This is a genomic window from Dysgonomonas sp. 520 (genome assembly GCF_010501095.1).
GTDB lineage: Bacteria > Bacteroidota > Bacteroidia > Bacteroidales > Dysgonomonadaceae > QVMP01.
The window spans coordinates 19,394-38,532 of record NZ_QVMP01000027.1 but is presented as its reverse complement, the minus strand read 5'-3'; the positions used below and the strand labels follow the sequence as shown (position 1 = coordinate 38,532).

Here is a 19,139-nt window from a genome sequence, read left to right as displayed (position 1 = left end):
ATACCCTGTTTACTTTTGGAATTTAGAAAAATTACATTTGAATTTTTGGAAAATAGTATTAACAGGCTTTTCTGTGTAACGAAAAAAATCCTGTATGCAACTTTTTCACACACAGGATTTTTATATAATTATATGTTTTCATTAAGATACCCTGATCGATTTACCTAACTTCAAGGTCGATGTGGCTCCAATTTTATTCAGAGAGCATAACTTGGATACGCTGGTTCCATATCTGCGGGCAATTGCCCCCAATGTATCTCCTTGTTTTATTCTATGATATTTTACTGAGCCTGATGAGTATTTATTTGCTCCTTTTTTAGTAGTTTTTGAGCTTGCGTATGCTGCATTTCTGCTCGAAGAGGCGTATGCAAATGATTCCGTCCTAACTTTGTAAGTGTCTTTGTAGCATATCTTATTGCTAAAGTCTATTATCTCCGCAGGGTTGATCGGCTTACCCAGGAATCTTGTTTCGAGATGCAAGTGCGGACCTGTAGATCGTCCTGTGTTTCCTCCCAACGCAATAGGATCACCTGATTTCACAACATCGTTTTCACTGACAAGAAATTCGGATAAGTGACCATATACGGTTTCCAATCCGTTTGTGTGGCGAAGTACCACATAATAGCCGTACCCTCTTCTTTCGTAATGGCAAATACGAACTTTTCCATCGAATGCGGCATAAATTGTATCACCCACCTGTACTTTCAGATCAACTCCATAGTGCATGCGACGACGACGCGGACCGAAATTGGATGTTACATGCCCCATTGTAGGCATTGTAAAGTTCGATAAATCTACGGTGAAAGTATCCGGCACAACTTCCAGATTGCGGTAAGCATTCACATAGCTGCTGCTCCAAATGTTTCCGTACAAATCGTCTGCCGGTATTTCGTCTTGGTTCAAAAGCCTTTCTTCCTGAGCTTTGTCAACCAATGATAAATCCTTCTTTATTTTTATTCCATCTGCGTACAGATTGTTTGCCGTGGGGCGGCTATGTCGTTGAGAGAATGAGACTTCTGCTCTTCTTTCTTCTTTCGATGTGTTTTCCGTTTGGTTTTGAGCCAGTGAGCATAGCGGAAAGGCTAGTGCCACTGCAAGAGATAGTGTTTTAATTTTTTTCAAGTTTGCCATATATTCTTCAGTCTCTTCTAATAAAATTACATTTTTTCGTTATCGTATAAATTGGGCAGCACTAATTGTTGATAATCGAAAATTTCTTCATCTAAGAAGAAACGTTTCAATTCAATTTTTGCCGATTCTGCCGAATCTGAGGCATGCACAATATTCTCTTGGGCACTTACGGAGAAATCTCCCCTTATGGTGCCCGGTGCAGCTTCGCGCCCGTTTGTTTTGCCTATCAAGTTGCGAACTACTTTTGCCGAATCTACGCCTTCCAAGCACAATACAATTACAGGGATTGACATCATCGAGTCTTTCACTCTCTGATAGAAAGGCATGTTTTTCAGGTGTGCATAGTGTTCGCTCAGAATCTTATCGTCTAGTTGCATCATCTTCATGCCTGCCAATCTCAAACCTTTTTTCTCGAACCTCGAGATAACCTCTCCAACGAGTTCTCTTTGAATAGCCGACGGTTTAAGGATGACCAAAGTTTGTTCCATAAATTTGATTGCAAAAATGTATAATTGATTCTGATTCTGAAAACTAATGTATCCAAAGATAACAAAATAATAACGGAAGAAACAACCTTTTAGTAATTATCTTTCGGAGTTTTAACAGGGCTTTTTCTTTTTTGATAAAATGTATGTATTTGTTTATTAAGTTGTTAGTAAACAATGGTGTTGTTCAAATTTGTTCAAACTTTAACATAATTTAAAACATAATCAACTTTCATTTAGTATTTGCTATCTAATTGATGATGAGATACTTTTTTGTTATTTTTATTTTTCTTCACTTTTCAACATCTTTTCGGCATACATTATTGTTATATTGCAAAAGGCAAAATGACAACTTAAAAACTAAAAGGATATGGGCAGAAACAAAAAGAAAAATTTTATACTAGACACGAATGTTATTTTACACGATTTCAGGTGTCTCGAAAACTTTGAGGAGAATGACATATACATCCCGATTGTAGTATTGGAAGAGTTGGATAAGTTCAAAAAAGGCAGTGACCAAATAAACTATAATGCCCGTGAATTTCTAAGACAATTAGACGAAATAACGGATAACGACTTGTTTGGCAAAGGGGCGGATTTGGGAAACGGACTTGGTAAACTTTACATCTCAACCAGCAGTAAATCGCAAAAAGAAATTTTCGATTATTTCCCTGAGTTTATCCCCGATCATCGCATTTTGGCAACTTTGTTGGAAGTGAGTAAAGATCATCCCAAAATGGAAACTATACTCATCACCAAGGATATAAACCTCAGAATGAAAGCTCGTTCCATCGGGTTGAAGGCGGAGGATTATATCAATGATAAGGTTGCTAATGTATATTTGTTCGAAAAACAACATCAAACATTCAACAATTTGGATTCATCCCTGATTGATGAACTATACAACAATCCCGAAGGCATTGATCTGGAGCAGTTGAATACGGATTCTCAACTAATGCCCAACGAATGTTTTATAATGAAAAATGGCAAAAAAAGCGCTTTGGCTCGTTACAATCCTTTTACCCGAAAAATTCAGAAAATAGAAAAACAGGTCAGTTATGGCATACAACCACGTAATGCCGAACAAGCCTTTGCCCTTGAGGTTCTGACCGATCCCGAAGTCAGGCTGGTTGCCTTGACAGGTAAGGCAGGTACGGGGAAAACGCTTCTGGCTCTGGCTTCTGCCCTAAAGCAAAATGATATCTACGACCAAATACTTCTTGCTCGTCCTATTGTAGCCCTGAGTAACAGGGAATTGGGGTATCTTCCGGGCGATGAGCAACAAAAAATTGCGCCATACATGCAACCTCTGTTCGATAATCTTGCCGTTATAAAGAATCAGTTGAAATATGGCAGTTCCGAAGCACGTACTTTGGAAGAAATGCAGAATACGAAAAAGCTGGAAGTTGAAGCCTTGGCTTACATTCGAGGGCGAAGCCTTTCGGAGACATTTTGCATAGTGGACGAAGCGCAGAACCTGACTCCTCACGAGATAAAGACCATTATAACAAGGGCAGGCGAAGGTACGAAGATGGTTTTTGCCGGCGATTTGCAGCAGATAGATTCGCCTTATCTGGATGCGCAGTCGAACGGATTGGCGTATATGATTGACAAAATGAACGGTCAGGAACTCTTTGCCCATGTCAATCTGTTGAAGGGAGAACGAAGCAAACTTTCCGAATTGGCTAGTGTGCTTTTATAAAGTTATATGCTCTTTATGAAGGTCGCCAGTTCGCTGATGAAAGAAGTCCAGGATAAGCGTTTCTTTTCATTCTTTAGGTTTGTCAGATATTTGTCCTGTTCATTGCTGTCGAAATAGCTTGCTACTCCGGTTGCGATTGATTCCGGTTCTATTTGGCCAACAACAATTCCTGTGCCCGATGCCTTGATTGTTGCACCCAAAGCACCTACGTCTGTCGCAACCATAGGGGTTTCCATTTGATATGCAAGAGCTACTACACCACTCTGCGTGGCCGAACGATAAGGCAAAACCAGAACATCGGCTGCCGAAAACAATGTTGTGACCATGTCATCGGGAATGTATTGCTCAAATGTTTTGATGTTTGATCTCCGGGGCGATTTGTCTATCAATGTCCGGTATTTGCTGAAATCTTCATAGCTTTCGCCCGCTATTACCAATTGGTAACTGTCGTCCAGAAAAGACATGGATTCTATCAATATGTCCAATCCTTTATATTCTCTGATCAGCCCGAAAAAGAGTAATGTTTTTTTATCCGAATCAATATTTAATTCCTTACGTGCTTCTGTCTTATCTGTTTTTTCTTTATAATGGTCGTAGATAGGATGAGGCGCCAATAAAATATTTGCATCGGGAACAAGTTGAAGCAAATCTTTTTTCACAGGCTCACTCATTACAATGAATCTGTCGCATTTCTTGAAAAAGAATTTAGCAAAAGCCTTGTCGAAAAAACGTCGTTCGTGAGGTATTGCGTTGTGAACCAGTGATATCACTTTTGTCTTTTTGTTAAGGAACCGACAAACGCAACCAAATGCCGGGGCAAGGAATGACATCCAATACGGGATGATCAGTATATCAGGAGAGTATTTGTTGATTTTCCTCGCCGTACTGAAATAAGAAAACGGATTTATGCTGTTCAGTACTCTTTCGCTGTCGATGACAGTTGCAGAATCTTCTTCCGAAACAAATTGTGTTTTTCCGGGAAACAAAAAACCGGGATAAAGCGTGGTGAACGTAAATGCTTTTACCTGATTGTTTTCGGATAATTCGGTGTATAATCTGGCGTTGAATTGGGCTAATCCTCCACGAAACGGATAAAAAGGGGATAGAATTGCAATCTTCATTCTTTGTTCAGGATTTTGTTTACTTTCTCGATAATCGTATCCTCATTTATGCTTGTCAGGCACAAGTAATCGCCTCTGGCACAAGGTACGTTGCCAAATACAGAGCAAGGACGGCAATCCGGTTCTGTTTGCACCGCATTTTCAATATCTTGGTTGAACCCGTAAAAGCCGAGGCTGGGGTGTGTTGCTCCCCAGATGGAAACAACAGGAACCTGAACCAACGAAGCCAGATGCATATTGGCCGAATCCATAGATATCATGACATCCAGATGAGAAATAAGATGCAACTCTTTAGTCAGGTTTATTTTGGGCGGAAGTATAACGTTTGACCTGCCGTCTTTCAATTGTGCAAGGAGTTCTTTTTCTTTTTTACCTCCACCAAAAAGGAAAATTGTGTTATTTGTTTCCTTAGCCAAGCGGTCGATAACATTCGCTACTTTTTCTAAGGGATAGTTTTTTGTTTCGTGTTTAGAGAAAGGTGCAACACCAATCCATCGTCCGTTTTTAGGAGGCGTAATTTCTTTTATGAGGCTGAAGCTGTTGTCCGTAAACTCAAAAAAATCTCTAAATGTAATTTCGGCAGGGAAACCCGCTTCTTCAAATGTATCCAGATATCTTTGAATAGTACTTTTCAAGGGAGGTTGAAGCACTTTCGATTCTATCATCTTTTTTTTCTCCTCCCGACCTTTGTCTATATGAACAACCTTTCGGCCCGACAGCTTCATTGTCCAACGGATGAGTTTCGATCTTAAAACATCGTGTTCGTCAACAACATGCGTAATACCCAGCTTTATTATCAGTCGTGGTATTATGCTTAGGTACCGTCCCCCTCTATGTTTTCCATTCACATCCAGAGGAATAGTGCTGATATTGAAACCCAAGTTGTTGAATAAGGGGGTGAAAGCCGGACGTGTAAGAACATAGAATTTAGACCTGGGGTGCTGCGATGCCACAGATTGAACAACAGGAACAAGCATGGCTACATCCCCAAAAGCCGAAAGTCTTATTATCAGTACGTTTGACATATTATCCGGAAAGAACTTATTTTTTCTCGTACAACACAGGGTTCAATGCCGGGTCGTTATACATCTTCATCTGCTTATACACCTTCATATATTTATTTCCGCTTTCTATGTCTTCTATAAGTTCATTTATGGCGGTTGACAAGTCTACACGCTGGGTGAGCAACACATCCAGTTTTTTTCGGCTGGCTTCACGATGTGCCGTATCAGCGTTTTCACGTTCCGCTTCTTGTCTCATGTGATATATTTTCAGCGCTAAGATAGATAGCCTGTCGATAGCCCAGGCCGGACTTTCGGTGTTTATTTTTGCTGACGGCTGTGTTTTTACGTCTCGATATTTGTCAAGGAAATAACTGTCGATCAGTTCTACAAGATCGGTTCTGTCCTGATTCGATTTGTCTATCCTGCGTTTGATTTTCAATGCCTCCACCGGGTCGATCTGAGGATCTCTGATTATATCTTCCAGATGCCATTGAACCGTGTCTATCCAGTTTTTCAGATAAAGATAGTACTCTATGCTTTTCAATGGGTATGGGTTTGTAATCGGAGCATCTATATTGTCAGTTTTGTGATAGTCTGCAATTGTTGTATCAAATATCTGATTACTCAGTTCGGTGAATTTCATTGTTGTTGTTTTAGTTAGTATATGCAAAAATAGTATTAAATAAGATTCAGGCAAAATGTTTATTGCCTACTTATTCAAACTCAAAAAGTTGAAATAGGCATCCCGGTTATTTATACCACTTCTATGCCTTGCTCTTTCAGCAATTCCAAACCTATATCTTTCAATTTGAACTTTTGAATCTTGCCACTACCTGTAAGCGGAAAAGAATCGACAAAGAAAATATATTTCGGAATTTTGTAGCGGGCAATCTGTCCACGGCAAAAGTCGGTAACGTCTTCCGGTTTTAAATTTGCGCCCTCTTGCTGAATAATGAATGCGCCAACCTGTTCTCCATATTTTGGAGAAGGTATTCCCGCCACCTGAATATCTTTCACGCCTTCGAGATGATAAAGGAATTCTTCTATTTCGCGAGGGTAGATATTCTCTCCTCCACGTATTATCATATCCTTGATACGGCCTGTGACACGGAGGTATCCGTTTTCGTCCTTAACACCCAAATCGCCCGAATGTAGCCAGCCGTCTTTGTCTATCACTTCGGCCGTGGCTTGTGGATTTTTGTAATATCCCTTCATCACCAGATATCCCCGGCAACATATTTCGCCTTGTTCGCCGGCGGCGCACTCTTCACCTGTATCGGGGTTCACTATCTTAACTTCGGTGAAAGGATATTCCTTTCCAACGGTTGTGCAACGGGTTTCGAAAGAGTCTTCCAATACGGAATGAGTCATGCCGGGTGAGGACTCCGTTAGGCCATACACGCTTGTGATATATGTAACGTGAAGTTTCTCGGTAACCTGCCGCATCAGTTCGATGGGGCATAATGCTCCTGCCATAATTCCCGTACGTAACGAACTTACATCAAACAGGTTGAACATTGGGTGATTAAGCTCGGCTATAAACATGGTTGGCACACCGTAGAGGGCAGTACATCTTTCTTTGTGAACGGATGCAAGCACAACCAACGGGTCGAATCGCTCCACCATCACTTGCGTAGATCCGTGTGTGAGGCAGTTCATCGTAGCCAAAGTGATCCCGAAGCAGTGAAACAATGGCACGCAAATACATAGCTTGTCATCTTGGGTGAATTTCATCCCTTCGCCCGTAAAGAATCCGTTGTTGGTGATGTTATAGTGGGTAAGCATTACCCCTTTGGGGAATCCGGTGGTTCCGGATGTGTATTGCATGTTCACCACATCGTGGCAGGTAACTTTACTTTTTGTCTCATTCAAAAGGTCGTCCGAAATATTTTGTCCCAAAAGCAGAAGTTCGGGCGTATTGTACATTCCTCTGTACTTTTCTTGTCCGATGAATACCACATTCCTAAGTTTTGGGAACCGTTCGTTTTTCAGGTATCCCCGCTGGGTAGTCTTTAGTTCGGGAACCATTTCGTAGGTCATGTCTATATAACTGCCATCGAAAACTCCTTCTGTGATGCAAAGGGTATCAATATCAGCATTGTCGACAAGGTATTCCAATTCGTGTTGCTTATAGTTTGTGTTGACTGTAACAAGCACCGCCCCTATTTTAGCTCCGGCATACAGAAAAGTCAGCCAATCGGGAACGTTCGTTGCCCAGATTCCAACATGGCTACCCGGTTTCACGCCTATTGCAAGCATGCCTTTAGCCATATTATCAACACGTTCGTTGAATTGTTTCCATGTAAAACGCAAATCCCTGTCGGAATATACAATGTATTCCTTGTCCGGAGTATTCTCAGCCCAATATTCGAGCCATTGTCCGACGGTTTTGTCTGTCAGTTGCATATATTTTGTGTTTTTATATTGCTCTTTTTGTTGTTGTCTCAAACGATCGGTGAAAGATCTGCCTTTACTAGCAGATGCTTCGTTTCACTCGGTATGACGATATTATTTTAAAATGGAGTATAAACAACCGCCAGTATTTTTGCTCCGTTTTCACCTGCTGCATGCACGTGATGAGCTATAATGGAATCGTAAAAAATGCTGTCGCCTTCTTCTAACAGATAAGTTTCTTTTCCGTAATTAATTTCTACAACACCATCAATGCAGTATATAAATTCCTCTCCCTCGTGTGTGGAAAGGATAAAATCTACGCCATCTTCTATTGGCGCAATGTTTATGATAAAAGGCTCCATGTGCCTGCCCGACTTGGCGCTCGACAAAGAGAAGTAGTCCATGTGCTGATGCGAAGACGTATCTTTGGTTGAAAAACTTATAGTTTTTGTTGTATGTTGCTCTTTACGGGAAACCACAGGGCCCAGATTTTCATTGTCGTCAAGAAATGTGCCCAACCTGACACCCAACACGCGTGCAATCTTGATGAGAGGTGCGAGCGATGGTAGTGCTTCGGCATGTTCTATATTGTTGAGTTGTTTTTCTTCCAAGCCGGAACGCTCAACCATTTCGGCAATAGTAATTGATTTCGACTCACGAAGTTGTTTTATTCTTTCCCCAATCTTTTTATTTGCTTTCATCTTTTGGTATATAATCAAAGTTTCTTAGTTGATAGTTAATCCCGATTTTCTGCGGAAGTTCTACAAAAATATGATAAATTTCAAATATTCAAAAAAAAGATGTGAATATGTCGGGATAATAATGTGTTTTTTTTACATATAGTTAGCTATCTTGTTTGCAAAACAAAATCCGCTCTTTCCTCAACGGGCAATTTAGGCACTTCGATGAGGTTGTATCCCAGTTGAGTATAAACACTTCTCATTACCATGTAGGTGTTGACGGCTTCTTCGTAGTCTTGTTTGCGCTCCGTGTCGGTATGGTATATGTCTTCCCAAGGGGGCAAAATGAAAACCGTTCGGTTATACTTGTATTCCCTGACCGCCATATCCAGATTCTTTTCAATCTGGAAACCTAGCAAAACTTCATATCCGTAAGTATCCGGAATCCCCCTGTCGAAAAAAAAGATTTCGGGCGATTCAGCAAGTCGCAGATAATCTCCGATCGAATGTTTCAGCATTAAATCTGAATACAACTTTCGGTCGGACCAGGGAAGTGCTTTGCCATTTGTTTCTACCTGATGTTTTATTATCTCGCGGGCAACTTCCGACACAGTATTGTAACCTCTGCTTCCGAGTTCATTTATCAAGGACGTTTTGCCAACCCCCGGACCGCCTGTTATGATGTAATAATTTTCTTTATACATAATTTCCTATTGAATAATGTTCTTTTACTTTGTACAATATCTTCTCAGTAGGGACGAAAAATATTTCGCCCGATGTTGTTGTCATAAGAGGGTGTAATTTTACTTTTGACACATGCCCCTACATCAATAAATTTTATTGCAGGGGTGGAGCTTTACTCCATCCGAAATATAACATATATGAATTGGAAGAAGAACTTTAAATACCTTATATCCTTGCAGTTCGTTTTTGACTGCTGATTCGTGTTATTAATTTGCAGGTAAGAAATATCAATATCTGGACGAATATGATAAATGCGCCGGACGGAACGTCAATGTAGCAAGTCAAAATCAGTCCGGTAAGGCATCCTGTCAGACCGAACAAAATGGACAGCAATATCATCTTGTTGAAGTTGGAAGTGAAAAGGTTGGCTGTAATCTGCGGAACTGTGAGGAGCGACATCAGCAGGATTATGCCGACAAGCCTTATTGAAAGGACGATAGATATTGCAATAAAAATCATCATCGCATATTCGATCAGTTTGACGGGATATTTGCGTGTTTTAGCAAATTCGGGGTCGAATGCCGTGTAGAGAATTTTTTTATTGAACAGGCTGAATACAGCGATGAGAACTAGCGAAAGCGCAGCTAAAGAAACAATGTCGGCTTGGGTGATTGTGAGAATGTTTCCAAACAAATATTCAGTCAGATTGGGTGCATAGCCGGGTTTCAGAAAGGTGAAGATGATTCCGACGGCCATGCCGAATGTCCAGAATGTGGCGATGGCAGAGTCTTTTCTCACGTCTTGCCTGCCCGACAGCCATTCTATCCCGATGGCAGAAAGGATAGAAAAAATCAAGGCTCCCAATATCGGGTTAAATCCGAAGTAGAATCCTATTCCGATCCCTCCCAGAGAGGTGTGTGTGATTCCTCCGCTAATGAATGCCAGCCGCCTGATTACAATATATGAACCAATGATTCCACATGCAATGCTGGCAAACAAGCATCCCATTATGGCATTGGGGAAAAAATCGTACTGGAAAAATTCGAAGAAATCAAATACACCCATATCTCGTTAGTCTTCTTTTTCTATCAAGAAACCTACATTTTTCAGATTGTTCCAATAGTTTGGGTAAGACTTCGATACAACTCCCGGATGTGCAATGCAGATGTTGCTTATCCTTGTTGAGGCAGGTGCAAAAGCCATAGCCATCCGATGGTCTTCGTATGTAGATATAACAGGCTCGGATTCAGGTTCGCATCTTTCGCCGTTCCATTCCAGTATACTGTCCTGACTGTCGTAAAGTACATAACCGAGTTTCTTTAACTCGACTTTTAGAGCTTCTATACGGTCGGTTTCCTTTATTTTCAGGCTTTGAAGACCTGTGAAAAGGAATGGTATGTCGAGCAGACAGCAAGTTACGGCAAATGTCTGAGCCAAATCGGGTTGGTCAACAAAATTGTGGAAGAATTTTTTCGTCCGCCTGTTGGTTTTAGTCAGTACAACGGAGCCTTCTTCGTATTTGGTTTCAACTCCCAGGTCGATGAACAGTTCGGCAACTTTCGAGTCTCCCTGCGGACTGTTTGCGAACAATCCTTCAAGTTTAATCTCTGCACTATCCGATAGTGCTGCAATCTCGTACCAATAAGATGCCCCCGACCAATCCGATTCGACGATGTAAGGCGTCGGCATATAGTGTTGAGGGTAGATGGTTATTGTGTTGCCTTTCCAATCGGCCTTTACGCCGAAGTCGCTCATCATTTTCAATGTGAGTTTTATGTATGGGATGGAAATTATACCACCTTCGAGATGCATCACCAATCCTTTTTCCATTGTAGGGGCTATCATCAGTATGGCCGAGATAAACTGCGAACTGATTGCACCCGAAAGAAATATTTCGCCTCCGTCCAATACGCTGCCCTGTATTTTCAGGGGAGGGTAGCCGGGTGTTTCAACATAGCTGATGCGGGCACCCAGTGCGTTCAGTGCGTTGACCAATATCTGTATCGGTCTTTTTTTCATACGCTCGGTTCCGGTGATGATTCTCTCGCCCGGAATTTGAGAATAATAGGCAGTCAGGAAACGCATAGATGTGCCGGCTGCCATCACATCTATCACTTCGGAGTTTTCTTCAAAAGCCTTGATCATAACCATCGTGTCGTCACAATCCGACAGGTTTTGAATTTTGTATGGACTATTGCAAAGGTTGTTTAATATCAGTGCCCTGTTGCTTATGCTTTTTGATGCCGGTAACTTGATTGTTGAGTGAACCGATTTTGGTGCTGTTATTTTGTATTTCATTTTCTGAAATAAGAATTGATGGTATTTAGTGTCTATACTCTTTTTCAATAGGTTTGCAACCCGATTTTATTTTGATAATCCCGATCTTTTTTTTCTGGTTATTTTGTTTCCGTTCCAATTGATAGACTGGCGCAAACGGTTAAGAAAACGTTTCGATGGCTTGTCGAGGATATAGGTTTCGATGTGTCTTTTCCTTTTTTCTTCAAGTATCTCATCTTTATCTATCAGTATGCCAGTTTCTTCCACATTGCCAAATTCGTCGTTTATTGCTGTTCCGAACACCTTCATGCTCGACGATAATCCTATATATGCGTTGAACAACGGGGGAATGTTGATGTTGTGTTTGCGCACGGCAGTATTCAATATCTTATAATTGGCTCGTATATCGCTGCCTGTGAACATATTGGCGAGTACCTTTTCGTCTGTTTTTATTTCAACAGCCTTTTTCGGATAGACCAGTTTGTCGGGGTCGGGAAACTGATCATACATAAAGTAAAGGATCATGTCGCGTGCTTCGGGGTTGTATGTGTCGAACATCGTAACCTTACCGAAAAAATACTTCATGGCGGGTTCAGCCACGGAAAGCGCACCCAGACCATCCCACAAGTTGTCAAGAACAAACAATCCTTTCGATCCGGCACGGGTTGACTGGTATTCGAGAGTGACAAAAGACCGCCCCAGCTCGAAAGTATATGGAAGATATTCTTCTATGAATTTTTTTGAAAAATGGAACAGATGCGAAGTTGCCAAGACAGGTTCTCCGTTTTTGTCGATTTTAACATCAGGTCCGCAAATGAAGCGGTATCCACCAAGAATTTCTTCCGCTTCGGGATTCCATACAATCAGTTGCCTGTATGGATTTTCCATTGTGTCGTATTCGTCAATATCCATCGACAAACCTGTTCCTCCCCCGTAGTGACGAAAAGCAATTTCCCTGAGCCTGCCGATTTCACGCATTACGTTTGGCGAATTGTGATGTGTGATAATGTAAATTTCGTTGTTGGCCTTGTTGGTCTTTCTCAGAAATTTGTCTTTTGTCAATTCGGCCTTAATCAGGCTTTTATCGATAGGAGATATGATATTTTCCATATTTGATTATTTCTGTCCTAACTTATAAACTTCCTCTCTCACATACTGCGCCCATTGATACTGAGTTTTGCTTTTATCAAAAAAACTGTATGGAATCGGTTTTCCAAATATAACATTGAAAGTCTCGTTTCTGTTTTTGAACAATTCGTCCGGTAGAAACAGCATTTCTATGTTAAACTTGATACCTAATGATTTTCTTATATTTGCAAATCTATAAAAGAAATTTGAATTTCGTCCATCGAAAAAAACAGGCACAATGTCTCGTTTCGTTTCAACGGCTTTCGATATGAATGTTTTTTTCCATTCCAAATCTTGAATTTTTCCGTCTATTTTTCTTGAGCAGATACCGGCCGGAAATGTAACTATCTGGTTGTCCGATTCAAATGCTTCGTTTTGTGCCGATATTGATTTTTTGTTTTGCGATCCGTGTTTGTTTACCGGAACAAATATGCTTTGCAGAGGTTTGATATTCAGAAGAAGATCGTTAACTATATATTTAATTTTTTTATCAAATTTTTCACCAATGATGGAAGATAGGCATATTCCGTCCAATCCTCCGAGAGGATGGTTGGACGCGAAGATGTAACGTCCGTCGGTAGAGATCCGGTCGAGTCCCGAAACATTCAGGGTGAGCCCGAAGTAATTTGTCGTGTTGACCATGAAATCGACCCCGTCGGTGTGCCCGTATCTTATCAGGATTTCGTTTATTTCGTCCTGATGGATTTTCCTTTTCAGGTAATTGATCAGGAATTTAGGCGTTTTTTTGTATAGTTGAGGCGATTTGCTCTGTATAACTTTGTCTAAATCAATAAGTTCTATGGGGGTATTATTCATTTCTGCCATACTGTTTTCAGATACAAATATAACGTTTTTATCTAACATATTGTTGCACTGATATTAACAAATAGGATTGTTAAAAACGGGATATTGTAAATGCTTAAAAATCTGTATGTTTATGTATGTTGAAAAGTTTTAGATAAAAAAGTGTGGAGAAAAGTGGGGTGAAGTGGATTATTTTGTATTTTTACGTTTTGAATAGTATTTTGTCGAAAAAATGATCCAGTTTTTAGGAAATATCGAAGCTAAAATAGACGCGAAGTCGAGGGTGTTTGTGCCTGCGGTTTTTCGCAAGCAGCTTCAGGCCTTGGGCGAGAGTGTTCTGGTGCTGAGAAAAGATATTTTTCAGGATTGTTTGGTGCTCTATCCTCTCAAGGTTTGGGAAGACGAAGTCTCTGTTCTGAGGTCACGTTTAAACAAATGGGATAAGAAAGAGCAAGAGCGTTTTCGTCAGTATGTGGTAACGGCGGAGCGTCTCGAAATGGATGCCAGCGGACGCATACTCATACCGAAGCGTTGCGCAGAAATGGTAGGGGTAGAGTCTGATATTCAGTTTTTAGGGGTTGACAATACGATAGAAATATGGGCTAAAGGCAAACTGGAGTCTACGATGATATCGTCGGAAGATTTTGGTGTGGAAATTCAAAGATTGATGGGAGGAGGTACTAATGAGTGATATCGTTAAGTCGGAAGGTTATCACGTTCCGGTGCTTTTGAAAGAAAGTGTTGACGGGATGGATGTAAAGTCCGGCAGTGTTTGTGTGGACGTTACTTATGGCGGAGGCGGACATTCGAGGGAAATCCTTTCCCGATTAGGAAAACAAGGGAAATTGTTTTCTTTCGATCAGGATGCCGATGCGTTGGCAAATACAATAAAGGACGAACGGTTCACTTTGGTGAAAAGTAACTTTCGTTTTCTGAAGAATTTTCTTCGTTATTACGAAGTTTCGGAAGTAGATTCAATCCTGGCCGATTTGGGAGTGTCGTCTCATCATTTTGATGAAAAGGACAGAGGATTTTCTTTCCGATTCGAAGATGCCGATCTGGATATGCGGATGAACAAAGATGCCCGTATGTCGGCCGCCGGAATACTGAACGAATACGAAGAAGAGCGTCTGGCAAATGTTTTTTATCTGTATGGCGAACTGAAGCAATCGAGGAGGATAGCTTCCGAGATTATGAAGTACAGGAAGGTGAAGAAATTTCATAAAGTAGCCGACTTGCTTGACGTGTTGAAGCCATTTGCTGGAAAGGAAAAAGAGAAGAAAATACTGGCACAGGCTTTTCAGGCTTTGCGTATTGAGGTGAACGATGAAATGTCGGCTCTGGAAGAGATGTTGATGCAAGGTTTGGATGTGTTGAAAGCAGGGGGGCGATTTTCTGTGATAACCTATCATTCGTTAGAAGACAGGTTGGTTAAAAATTTTTTCAAAACAGGAAATTTTGAAGGGAAAACGGAAAAGGATTTTTACGGAAATATCCTGACACCTTTCCGTCTGGTAAATAATAAAGTGATTATTCCCTCCGAAGCGGAGCAGGCAACCAATCCCAGATCGAGAAGTGCGAAGCTGAGGATTGCCGAAAAGAAACAATAGGAGTTATGCTAAAGTTTTGTCATTCACTTAGTATGACAAGGTAAAAAAGAGTTCTATCATCATAAAATACGAAAAATGGGAGTGTCGGCTAAAAATATAAAAAAGAATGTGATGCACGTAATCAGCGGCACATTTCTGACAGATGATTTGTTCCTGAAAAATCTGCCGTTTATAGGAGTGGTGGTTCTTCTCCTGTTTTTGCATATCAGCCACCGCTATGTGTGTATAGAAAAGGTATCGAAAATTGAGAAACTACAGAAAGAACTGAAAAGTGCGAAATATGAGGCTCTGGTGATTTCGTCAGACCTGACAAATATTAGTCGCCAGACGCAAGTTCAGCAGTTGGTTGACGGTTATAAGTTAGACTTGAAGCAACTGAAAGAACCGGTGTATAAAATTGAAGAATGAAAGTGTAATATTATAAGATGGCAGCGAAAAAGAAAAATAAAGGCAATAGAAAAAAGGTGATAATAGACCGTTATGCAATGATAGCGATATTGTTGTTCGTCGGTTTCATTTTTGTCATACTGGCCGCTGCTCAAACAATGTATGCCGAGGGAGAGATGTGGCGTACGTTGGGAAAAAAGCAATTGATAAGGCAATCGAACGAAATTGTGCCGAACAGGGGCAATATATATGCTGCCGACGGACAATTGCTGGCTGCCAGCCTGCCGTTGTATGGCGTATATATGGATTTTCATGCGCCGGGCATAGACAGTACGGCTATTGTGGATAGCATAAGCGCACTGTCTGCGATATTGGCAAAAAAATATCCGGGAAAAACTCAAAAAGCATACGAAAAACTATTTCGGGATAAGTGGAATCAAACCCAAAAAGAAAAAATACAAGACAAGGCGGCTAAAAAAGCAGGGTCGGACAAAAGGGTGAAAAAAACAACCCGTTATGTGCGCATCATCAACCGGGATATAAATTACCTGGAAATGCAAGAGTTGCTTACTTATCCTTTTTTCAATAAAGGGATAAACAAAAGCGGGTTGAATCTGGTTGAGAAAACCACACGGAAAAATCCTTTCGGCGAATTGGCGAAACGGACTATTGGTTTTATCGGTAAAGATCTGGATGCAGGAGGAAAAGCCGGCATCGAATTGAGGTGTAACGATATATTGACCGGAAGAAAAGGGTTCAAAACCAAACAACGAATTGGAGGACGTTGGACGGATGTGGTCAGTATGCCAGCCGTGGACGGAATGGATGTGCAGACAACGTTGGACATGAACGTTCAGGAGATAGCGCAGAACGCATTGAAGGGTAAGCTGGAAGAATTGCAGGCAGAATCGGGTTGTGCCGTAATAATGGAAGTGGAAACCGGTGAAATAAAGGCAATCGTCAACTTGGATAGGACTTCGAAAGGTTATATGGAAACAAAACCGAACGTTTTTTCATATATAGTGGAACCGGGGTCTACGTTTAAAACCGTGTCGCTCATGATTGCTCTCGAAGACGGGGTTGTAACACCTGAAGACGAATTTAACGCCTACGACGGAAATTACAATCCATTCCCCGAAGACCGTAACGCAGGCATTAGCGATAGCGACGGTTGGAAGAAAAAACTGAAAGGATACCAGTCTGTTACAAAGGGAATGTATACTTCTTCCAATGTGGTTATTTCTCAGATGATACTGAAAGGTTACAGAAAAAACCAGAAGAAATTTGTTGAGCGAATATATGAATTGGGTTTAAATAAAGAACTGACTTGGGATGTGCCTGTAAGCGGTGCGGAGGGGAAATCTCAAATCCAGCATCCGAGCGATAAAACAAAATACTGGTCGAATACGACTACCCTGACCCGTATGTCTTTTGGCTATGGGGTGTTGATGCCGCCTATATATATGTTGATGTTCTACAACGGGATAGCCAACAACGGTAAAATGATAAAGCCTTTCATCATAAAATCGCTGATGAAAGACGGAAAGGTAGAGCAAACCTTCGAAGCCGAGGTGGTGAACCCGAATCTTTGTTCTGAAAAAACCTTGAAGCAGGTGCAGGATATATTGGTTGGTGTTGTTAAAGATGGAACAGCCAAAAAAATAGGGTCGGAATATTTTCAGATTGCAGGTAAAACAGGTACGGCACGACTTGTGAGAAACGGGCGGTACGAGAACAAACACTATGTATCGTTTTGTGGATATTTTCCTGCCGAAAAACCTAAATACACTTGCTTTGTGGGAATATACCGTTCGGAAGAAATAGCATCGGGAGCAAAGGCCGGAATGGTATTCAAGGAAATAGCCGAAAAGGTGTATGCCAAAGAAATGTTTAAGCCGGCTGCTCAGGTGGTGGCAAATGATACGACTGTCACCATAGAACGCAAACCGATCATCAGGAAAGGATTGTACAATGAGCTGCAAACCGTTTTCAACGGATTGGGCATGAAATATACTCCACCCGCACAAAGCTCGGAATTTGTGGCGGGTAAAGTGAACTACGGGGAAATATTGTTGGATAATGTTTCAGTCAAAAACGGACTTGTTCCTAACGTAAAAGGTATGGGTGCTAAAGATGCGATATTTGCTCTGGAAAGTGTTGGGCTGAAAGTGAAACTTAAGGGAGTGGGGCAGGTTGTAAATCAATCTGTTGAACCCGAAACAAAGGCTGTGCTCGGTTCGGTGGTAAGTATTGAGTTGAATTAAAAAAAAGAAGTTTGATATGAAATTACAGAATTTACTATCAGATGTTAATGTTGTCGAAATAAAGGGAGATGACAATATAAATATAAAAGGCATTGCTTCCGATTCGCGCAAGGTGGTAGACGGTGCGCTTTTTGTGGCAATGAAAGGTGTTCAGGTAGATGGCCATCAATATATTGACAATGCCTTGAGTCTAGGAGCAAAGGTAATTGTTCATGACGAAGAAATAGACTCGTTGAAGCAAGGCATTACTTATGTTCGGGTGGCGGATTCACCCGATGCGGCGGGGAAAATCGCAACCAAATGGTACGGCGAACCCAGCAAAAAATTGAAGTTGGTAGGTGTTACGGGCACAAACGGTAAGACCACAACCGCCACGCTGTTGTACGATGTATTCCGCAAGTTGGGATATAAAGCGGGACTGTTGTCCACGGTTTGTAATTACATAAATGAGAAAGTATATCCTGCTACGCATACAACTCCCGACCCGTTAACTCTGAACGAGATGCTTGCCAAAATGGTTGACGCAGGTTGCGAATACGTGTTTATGGAGGTTAGTTCGCATGCCATCCACCAAAAACGGATCAGCGGACTGATTTATACAGGCGGCATATTCACCAATCTGACGCAAGACCATTTGGATTACCATAAAACTATGGCGGAATATCTGAAAGCAAAGAAAGCCTTTTTCGATAATTTGCCGTCAACAGCATTTGCTTTGACAAATCTGGATGATAAGAACGGTTTGGTGATGTTGCAGAATACCAAAGCCGAAAAGCATACATACTCTGTAAGGTCGATGGCCGATTTCAAAGCCCGCATCATTGAGAAGCATTTCGACGGAACGGCTATCGAGATAAATGGCAAAGAGCTGGAAGTTCAGTTTGTCGGGGTGTTTAATGTATATAACCTTTTGGCGGTTTACGGAGCTTCCGTATTGCTGGGGCAACAGCCTGACGATATACTGGTTACGTTGAGTACATTGAAGCCTGTTGCAGGACGGTTCGAGACAATCCGTTCGCCGAAAAACTTCACGGCTATTGTAGATTATGCCCATACTCCCGATGCGTTGACCAACGTGCTCGATGCCATTCACGAAGTATTGGAGGGTAGCGGACGGGTGATAACCGTGGTTGGCTGTGGAGGCAACAGAGACAGAACCAAGCGCCCGATAATGGCTCGTGAAGCTGTGCGATTGAGCGATCAGGTGATCCTTACGTCGGATAATCCACGATTTGAAGAGCCTCAGGCTATCATAAACGATATGGCTGACGGGTTAGACTCGGCACAATTGAAGAAAACCCTGATGATAGTTGACCGGGAACAAGCTATAAAGGTAGCTTGCACCCTTGCAAATGAAGGCGATGTGATTCTCATAGCCGGAAAGGGGCATGAAGATTATCAGGATGTGAAAGGAGTGAAACATCACTTCGACGACAGGGAAATAGTAAGAAATATATTTGGTAACTGA

18 protein-coding genes are annotated in these 19,139 nt (G+C 41.5%); 6 read left to right on the top strand and 12 right to left on the bottom strand.

The annotated features are described in order from the left end of the window. Positions 1 to 141: 141 nt before the first annotated feature. Both D0T56_RS14585 and ndk read right to left on the bottom strand, forming a co-directional pair. Positions 142 to 1,131, bottom strand: a complete 990-nt coding sequence (locus D0T56_RS14585) for a M23 family metallopeptidase (protein WP_163320898.1) — start codon at positions 1,129 to 1,131, stop codon at positions 142 to 144. A 26-nt stretch (positions 1,132 to 1,157) separates the two neighbouring features. After that, on the bottom strand, positions 1,158 to 1,619 hold the full coding sequence (gene ndk, locus D0T56_RS14580) for a nucleoside-diphosphate kinase (RefSeq protein WP_163320897.1): 462 nt from the start codon (positions 1,617 to 1,619) through the stop codon (positions 1,158 to 1,160). 367 nt (positions 1,620 to 1,986) lie between these two features. Between ndk and D0T56_RS14575 the strand changes: the two genes are divergently transcribed. Then, positions 1,987 to 3,318 carry a PhoH family protein gene (locus tag D0T56_RS14575; protein WP_163320896.1) on the top strand — a complete coding sequence of 444 codons (1,332 nt, stop codon included), beginning with the start codon at positions 1,987 to 1,989 and terminating at the stop codon, positions 3,316 to 3,318. A gap of 2 nt (positions 3,319 to 3,320) precedes the next feature. Here the strand turns inward: D0T56_RS14575 and D0T56_RS14570 are convergent, their stop codons facing one another. The 10 genes from D0T56_RS14570 to D0T56_RS14525 all read right to left on the bottom strand — a co-directional run bounded on the left by D0T56_RS14570 (position 3,321) and on the right by D0T56_RS14525 (position 13,422). After that, complete coding sequence (locus tag D0T56_RS14570; RefSeq protein WP_163320895.1) at positions 3,321 to 4,439, bottom strand: glycosyltransferase; 1,119 nt, start codon at positions 4,437 to 4,439, stop codon at positions 3,321 to 3,323. Continuing rightward, on the bottom strand, positions 4,436 to 5,464 hold the full coding sequence (locus tag D0T56_RS14565; RefSeq protein ID WP_163320894.1) for a glycosyltransferase family 9 protein: 1,029 nt from the start codon (positions 5,462 to 5,464) through the stop codon (positions 4,436 to 4,438). Before D0T56_RS14565 ends, D0T56_RS14570 begins: the two co-directional genes overlap by 4 nt. 16 nt (positions 5,465 to 5,480) lie before the next feature. Further along, complete coding sequence (locus D0T56_RS14560; protein WP_163320893.1) at positions 5,481 to 6,086, bottom strand: DUF4254 domain-containing protein; 606 nt, start codon at positions 6,084 to 6,086, stop codon at positions 5,481 to 5,483. Between the two features lie 110 nt (positions 6,087 to 6,196). Next, on the bottom strand, positions 6,197 to 7,849 hold the full coding sequence (locus tag D0T56_RS14555; protein ID WP_163320892.1) for an AMP-binding protein: 1,653 nt from the start codon (positions 7,847 to 7,849) through the stop codon (positions 6,197 to 6,199). Between the two features lie 107 nt (positions 7,850 to 7,956). Then, positions 7,957 to 8,538 (bottom strand): helix-turn-helix domain-containing protein, encoded by a 582-nt coding sequence (locus D0T56_RS14550; protein ID WP_163320891.1) that lies wholly within the window; start codon positions 8,536 to 8,538, stop codon positions 7,957 to 7,959. Positions 8,539 to 8,684: 146 nt separating this feature from the next. Then, on the bottom strand, positions 8,685 to 9,221 hold the full coding sequence (locus D0T56_RS14545) for an AAA family ATPase (protein WP_163320890.1): 537 nt from the start codon (positions 9,219 to 9,221) through the stop codon (positions 8,685 to 8,687). 205 nt (positions 9,222 to 9,426) lie between these two features. Beyond that, positions 9,427 to 10,266: a metal ABC transporter permease gene (locus D0T56_RS14540; RefSeq protein ID WP_163320889.1), complete on the bottom strand. Its 840-nt coding sequence runs from the start codon at positions 10,264 to 10,266 to the stop codon at positions 9,427 to 9,429. 6 nt (positions 10,267 to 10,272) lie between these two features. Beyond that, positions 10,273 to 11,499 (bottom strand): 3-phosphoshikimate 1-carboxyvinyltransferase, encoded by a 1,227-nt coding sequence (locus D0T56_RS14535; RefSeq protein ID WP_163320888.1) that lies wholly within the window; start codon positions 11,497 to 11,499, stop codon positions 10,273 to 10,275. Between the two features lie 66 nt (positions 11,500 to 11,565). Further along, entirely contained in the window at positions 11,566 to 12,588 is a 1,023-nt protein-coding gene (locus D0T56_RS14530) for a GNAT family N-acetyltransferase (RefSeq protein WP_163320887.1), read from the bottom strand. A 6-nt stretch (positions 12,589 to 12,594) separates the two neighbouring features. Then, positions 12,595 to 13,422, bottom strand: coding sequence for a 1-acyl-sn-glycerol-3-phosphate acyltransferase (locus D0T56_RS14525; protein WP_163320901.1), 828 nt, complete (start codon positions 13,420 to 13,422; stop codon positions 12,595 to 12,597). Positions 13,423 to 13,642: 220 nt separating this feature from the next. On the opposite strand from D0T56_RS14525, the gene D0T56_RS14520 reads away from it, so the two are divergent. From D0T56_RS14520 to D0T56_RS14500, 5 genes are all read left to right on the top strand, one after another. Further along, the gene (locus D0T56_RS14520) at positions 13,643 to 14,101 is read left to right on the top strand and encodes a division/cell wall cluster transcriptional repressor MraZ (protein WP_163320886.1); all 459 of its coding nucleotides are present in this window, start codon (positions 13,643 to 13,645) and stop codon (positions 14,099 to 14,101) included. Beyond that, entirely contained in the window at positions 14,094 to 15,020 is a 927-nt protein-coding gene (gene rsmH, locus D0T56_RS14515) for a 16S rRNA (cytosine(1402)-N(4))-methyltransferase RsmH (protein ID WP_163320885.1), read from the top strand. The genes D0T56_RS14520 and rsmH overlap by 8 nt, the downstream gene beginning before the upstream one ends. A gap of 111 nt (positions 15,021 to 15,131) precedes the next feature. Continuing rightward, on the top strand, positions 15,132 to 15,428 hold the full coding sequence (locus D0T56_RS14510) for an FtsL-like putative cell division protein (RefSeq protein WP_255491186.1): 297 nt from the start codon (positions 15,132 to 15,134) through the stop codon (positions 15,426 to 15,428). 17 nt (positions 15,429 to 15,445) lie between these two features. Continuing rightward, positions 15,446 to 17,671 (top strand): penicillin-binding protein, encoded by a 2,226-nt coding sequence (locus D0T56_RS14505; protein WP_163320884.1) that lies wholly within the window; start codon positions 15,446 to 15,448, stop codon positions 17,669 to 17,671. Between the two features lie 16 nt (positions 17,672 to 17,687). Continuing rightward, positions 17,688 to 19,139 (top strand): UDP-N-acetylmuramoyl-L-alanyl-D-glutamate--2,6-diaminopimelate ligase, encoded by a 1,452-nt coding sequence (locus tag D0T56_RS14500; protein WP_163320883.1) that lies wholly within the window; start codon positions 17,688 to 17,690, stop codon positions 19,137 to 19,139.

Coding starts and splice junctions, on each gene's coding strand:
- D0T56_RS14510 (WP_255491186.1), top strand. CDS start 15,132: ATGCACGTAATCAGCGGCACATTTCTGACAGATGATTTGTTCCTGAAA.
- D0T56_RS14525 (WP_163320901.1), bottom strand. CDS start 13,422: ATGAATAATACCCCCATAGAACTTATTGATTTAGACAAAGTTATACAG.
- D0T56_RS14505 (WP_163320884.1), top strand. CDS start 15,446: ATGGCAGCGAAAAAGAAAAATAAAGGCAATAGAAAAAAGGTGATAATA.
- D0T56_RS14575 (WP_163320896.1), top strand. CDS start 1,987: ATGGGCAGAAACAAAAAGAAAAATTTTATACTAGACACGAATGTTATT.
- D0T56_RS14555 (WP_163320892.1), bottom strand. CDS start 7,849: ATGCAACTGACAGACAAAACCGTCGGACAATGGCTCGAATATTGGGCT.
- D0T56_RS14530 (WP_163320887.1), bottom strand. CDS start 12,588: ATGGAAAATATCATATCTCCTATCGATAAAAGCCTGATTAAGGCCGAA.
- D0T56_RS14535 (WP_163320888.1), bottom strand. CDS start 11,499: ATGAAATACAAAATAACAGCACCAAAATCGGTTCACTCAACAATCAAG.
- ndk (WP_163320897.1), bottom strand. CDS start 1,619: ATGGAACAAACTTTGGTCATCCTTAAACCGTCGGCTATTCAAAGAGAA.
- rsmH (WP_163320885.1), top strand. CDS start 14,094: ATGAGTGATATCGTTAAGTCGGAAGGTTATCACGTTCCGGTGCTTTTG.
- D0T56_RS14565 (WP_163320894.1), bottom strand. CDS start 5,464: ATGTCAAACGTACTGATAATAAGACTTTCGGCTTTTGGGGATGTAGCC.
- D0T56_RS14585 (WP_163320898.1), bottom strand. CDS start 1,131: ATGGCAAACTTGAAAAAAATTAAAACACTATCTCTTGCAGTGGCACTA.
- D0T56_RS14550 (WP_163320891.1), bottom strand. CDS start 8,538: ATGAAAGCAAATAAAAAGATTGGGGAAAGAATAAAACAACTTCGTGAG.
- D0T56_RS14540 (WP_163320889.1), bottom strand. CDS start 10,266: ATGGGTGTATTTGATTTCTTCGAATTTTTCCAGTACGATTTTTTCCCC.
- D0T56_RS14520 (WP_163320886.1), top strand. CDS start 13,643: ATGATCCAGTTTTTAGGAAATATCGAAGCTAAAATAGACGCGAAGTCG.
- D0T56_RS14570 (WP_163320895.1), bottom strand. CDS start 4,439: ATGAAGATTGCAATTCTATCCCCTTTTTATCCGTTTCGTGGAGGATTA.
- D0T56_RS14560 (WP_163320893.1), bottom strand. CDS start 6,086: ATGAAATTCACCGAACTGAGTAATCAGATATTTGATACAACAATTGCA.
- D0T56_RS14500 (WP_163320883.1), top strand. CDS start 17,688: ATGAAATTACAGAATTTACTATCAGATGTTAATGTTGTCGAAATAAAG.
- D0T56_RS14545 (WP_163320890.1), bottom strand. CDS start 9,221: ATGTATAAAGAAAATTATTACATCATAACAGGCGGTCCGGGGGTTGGC.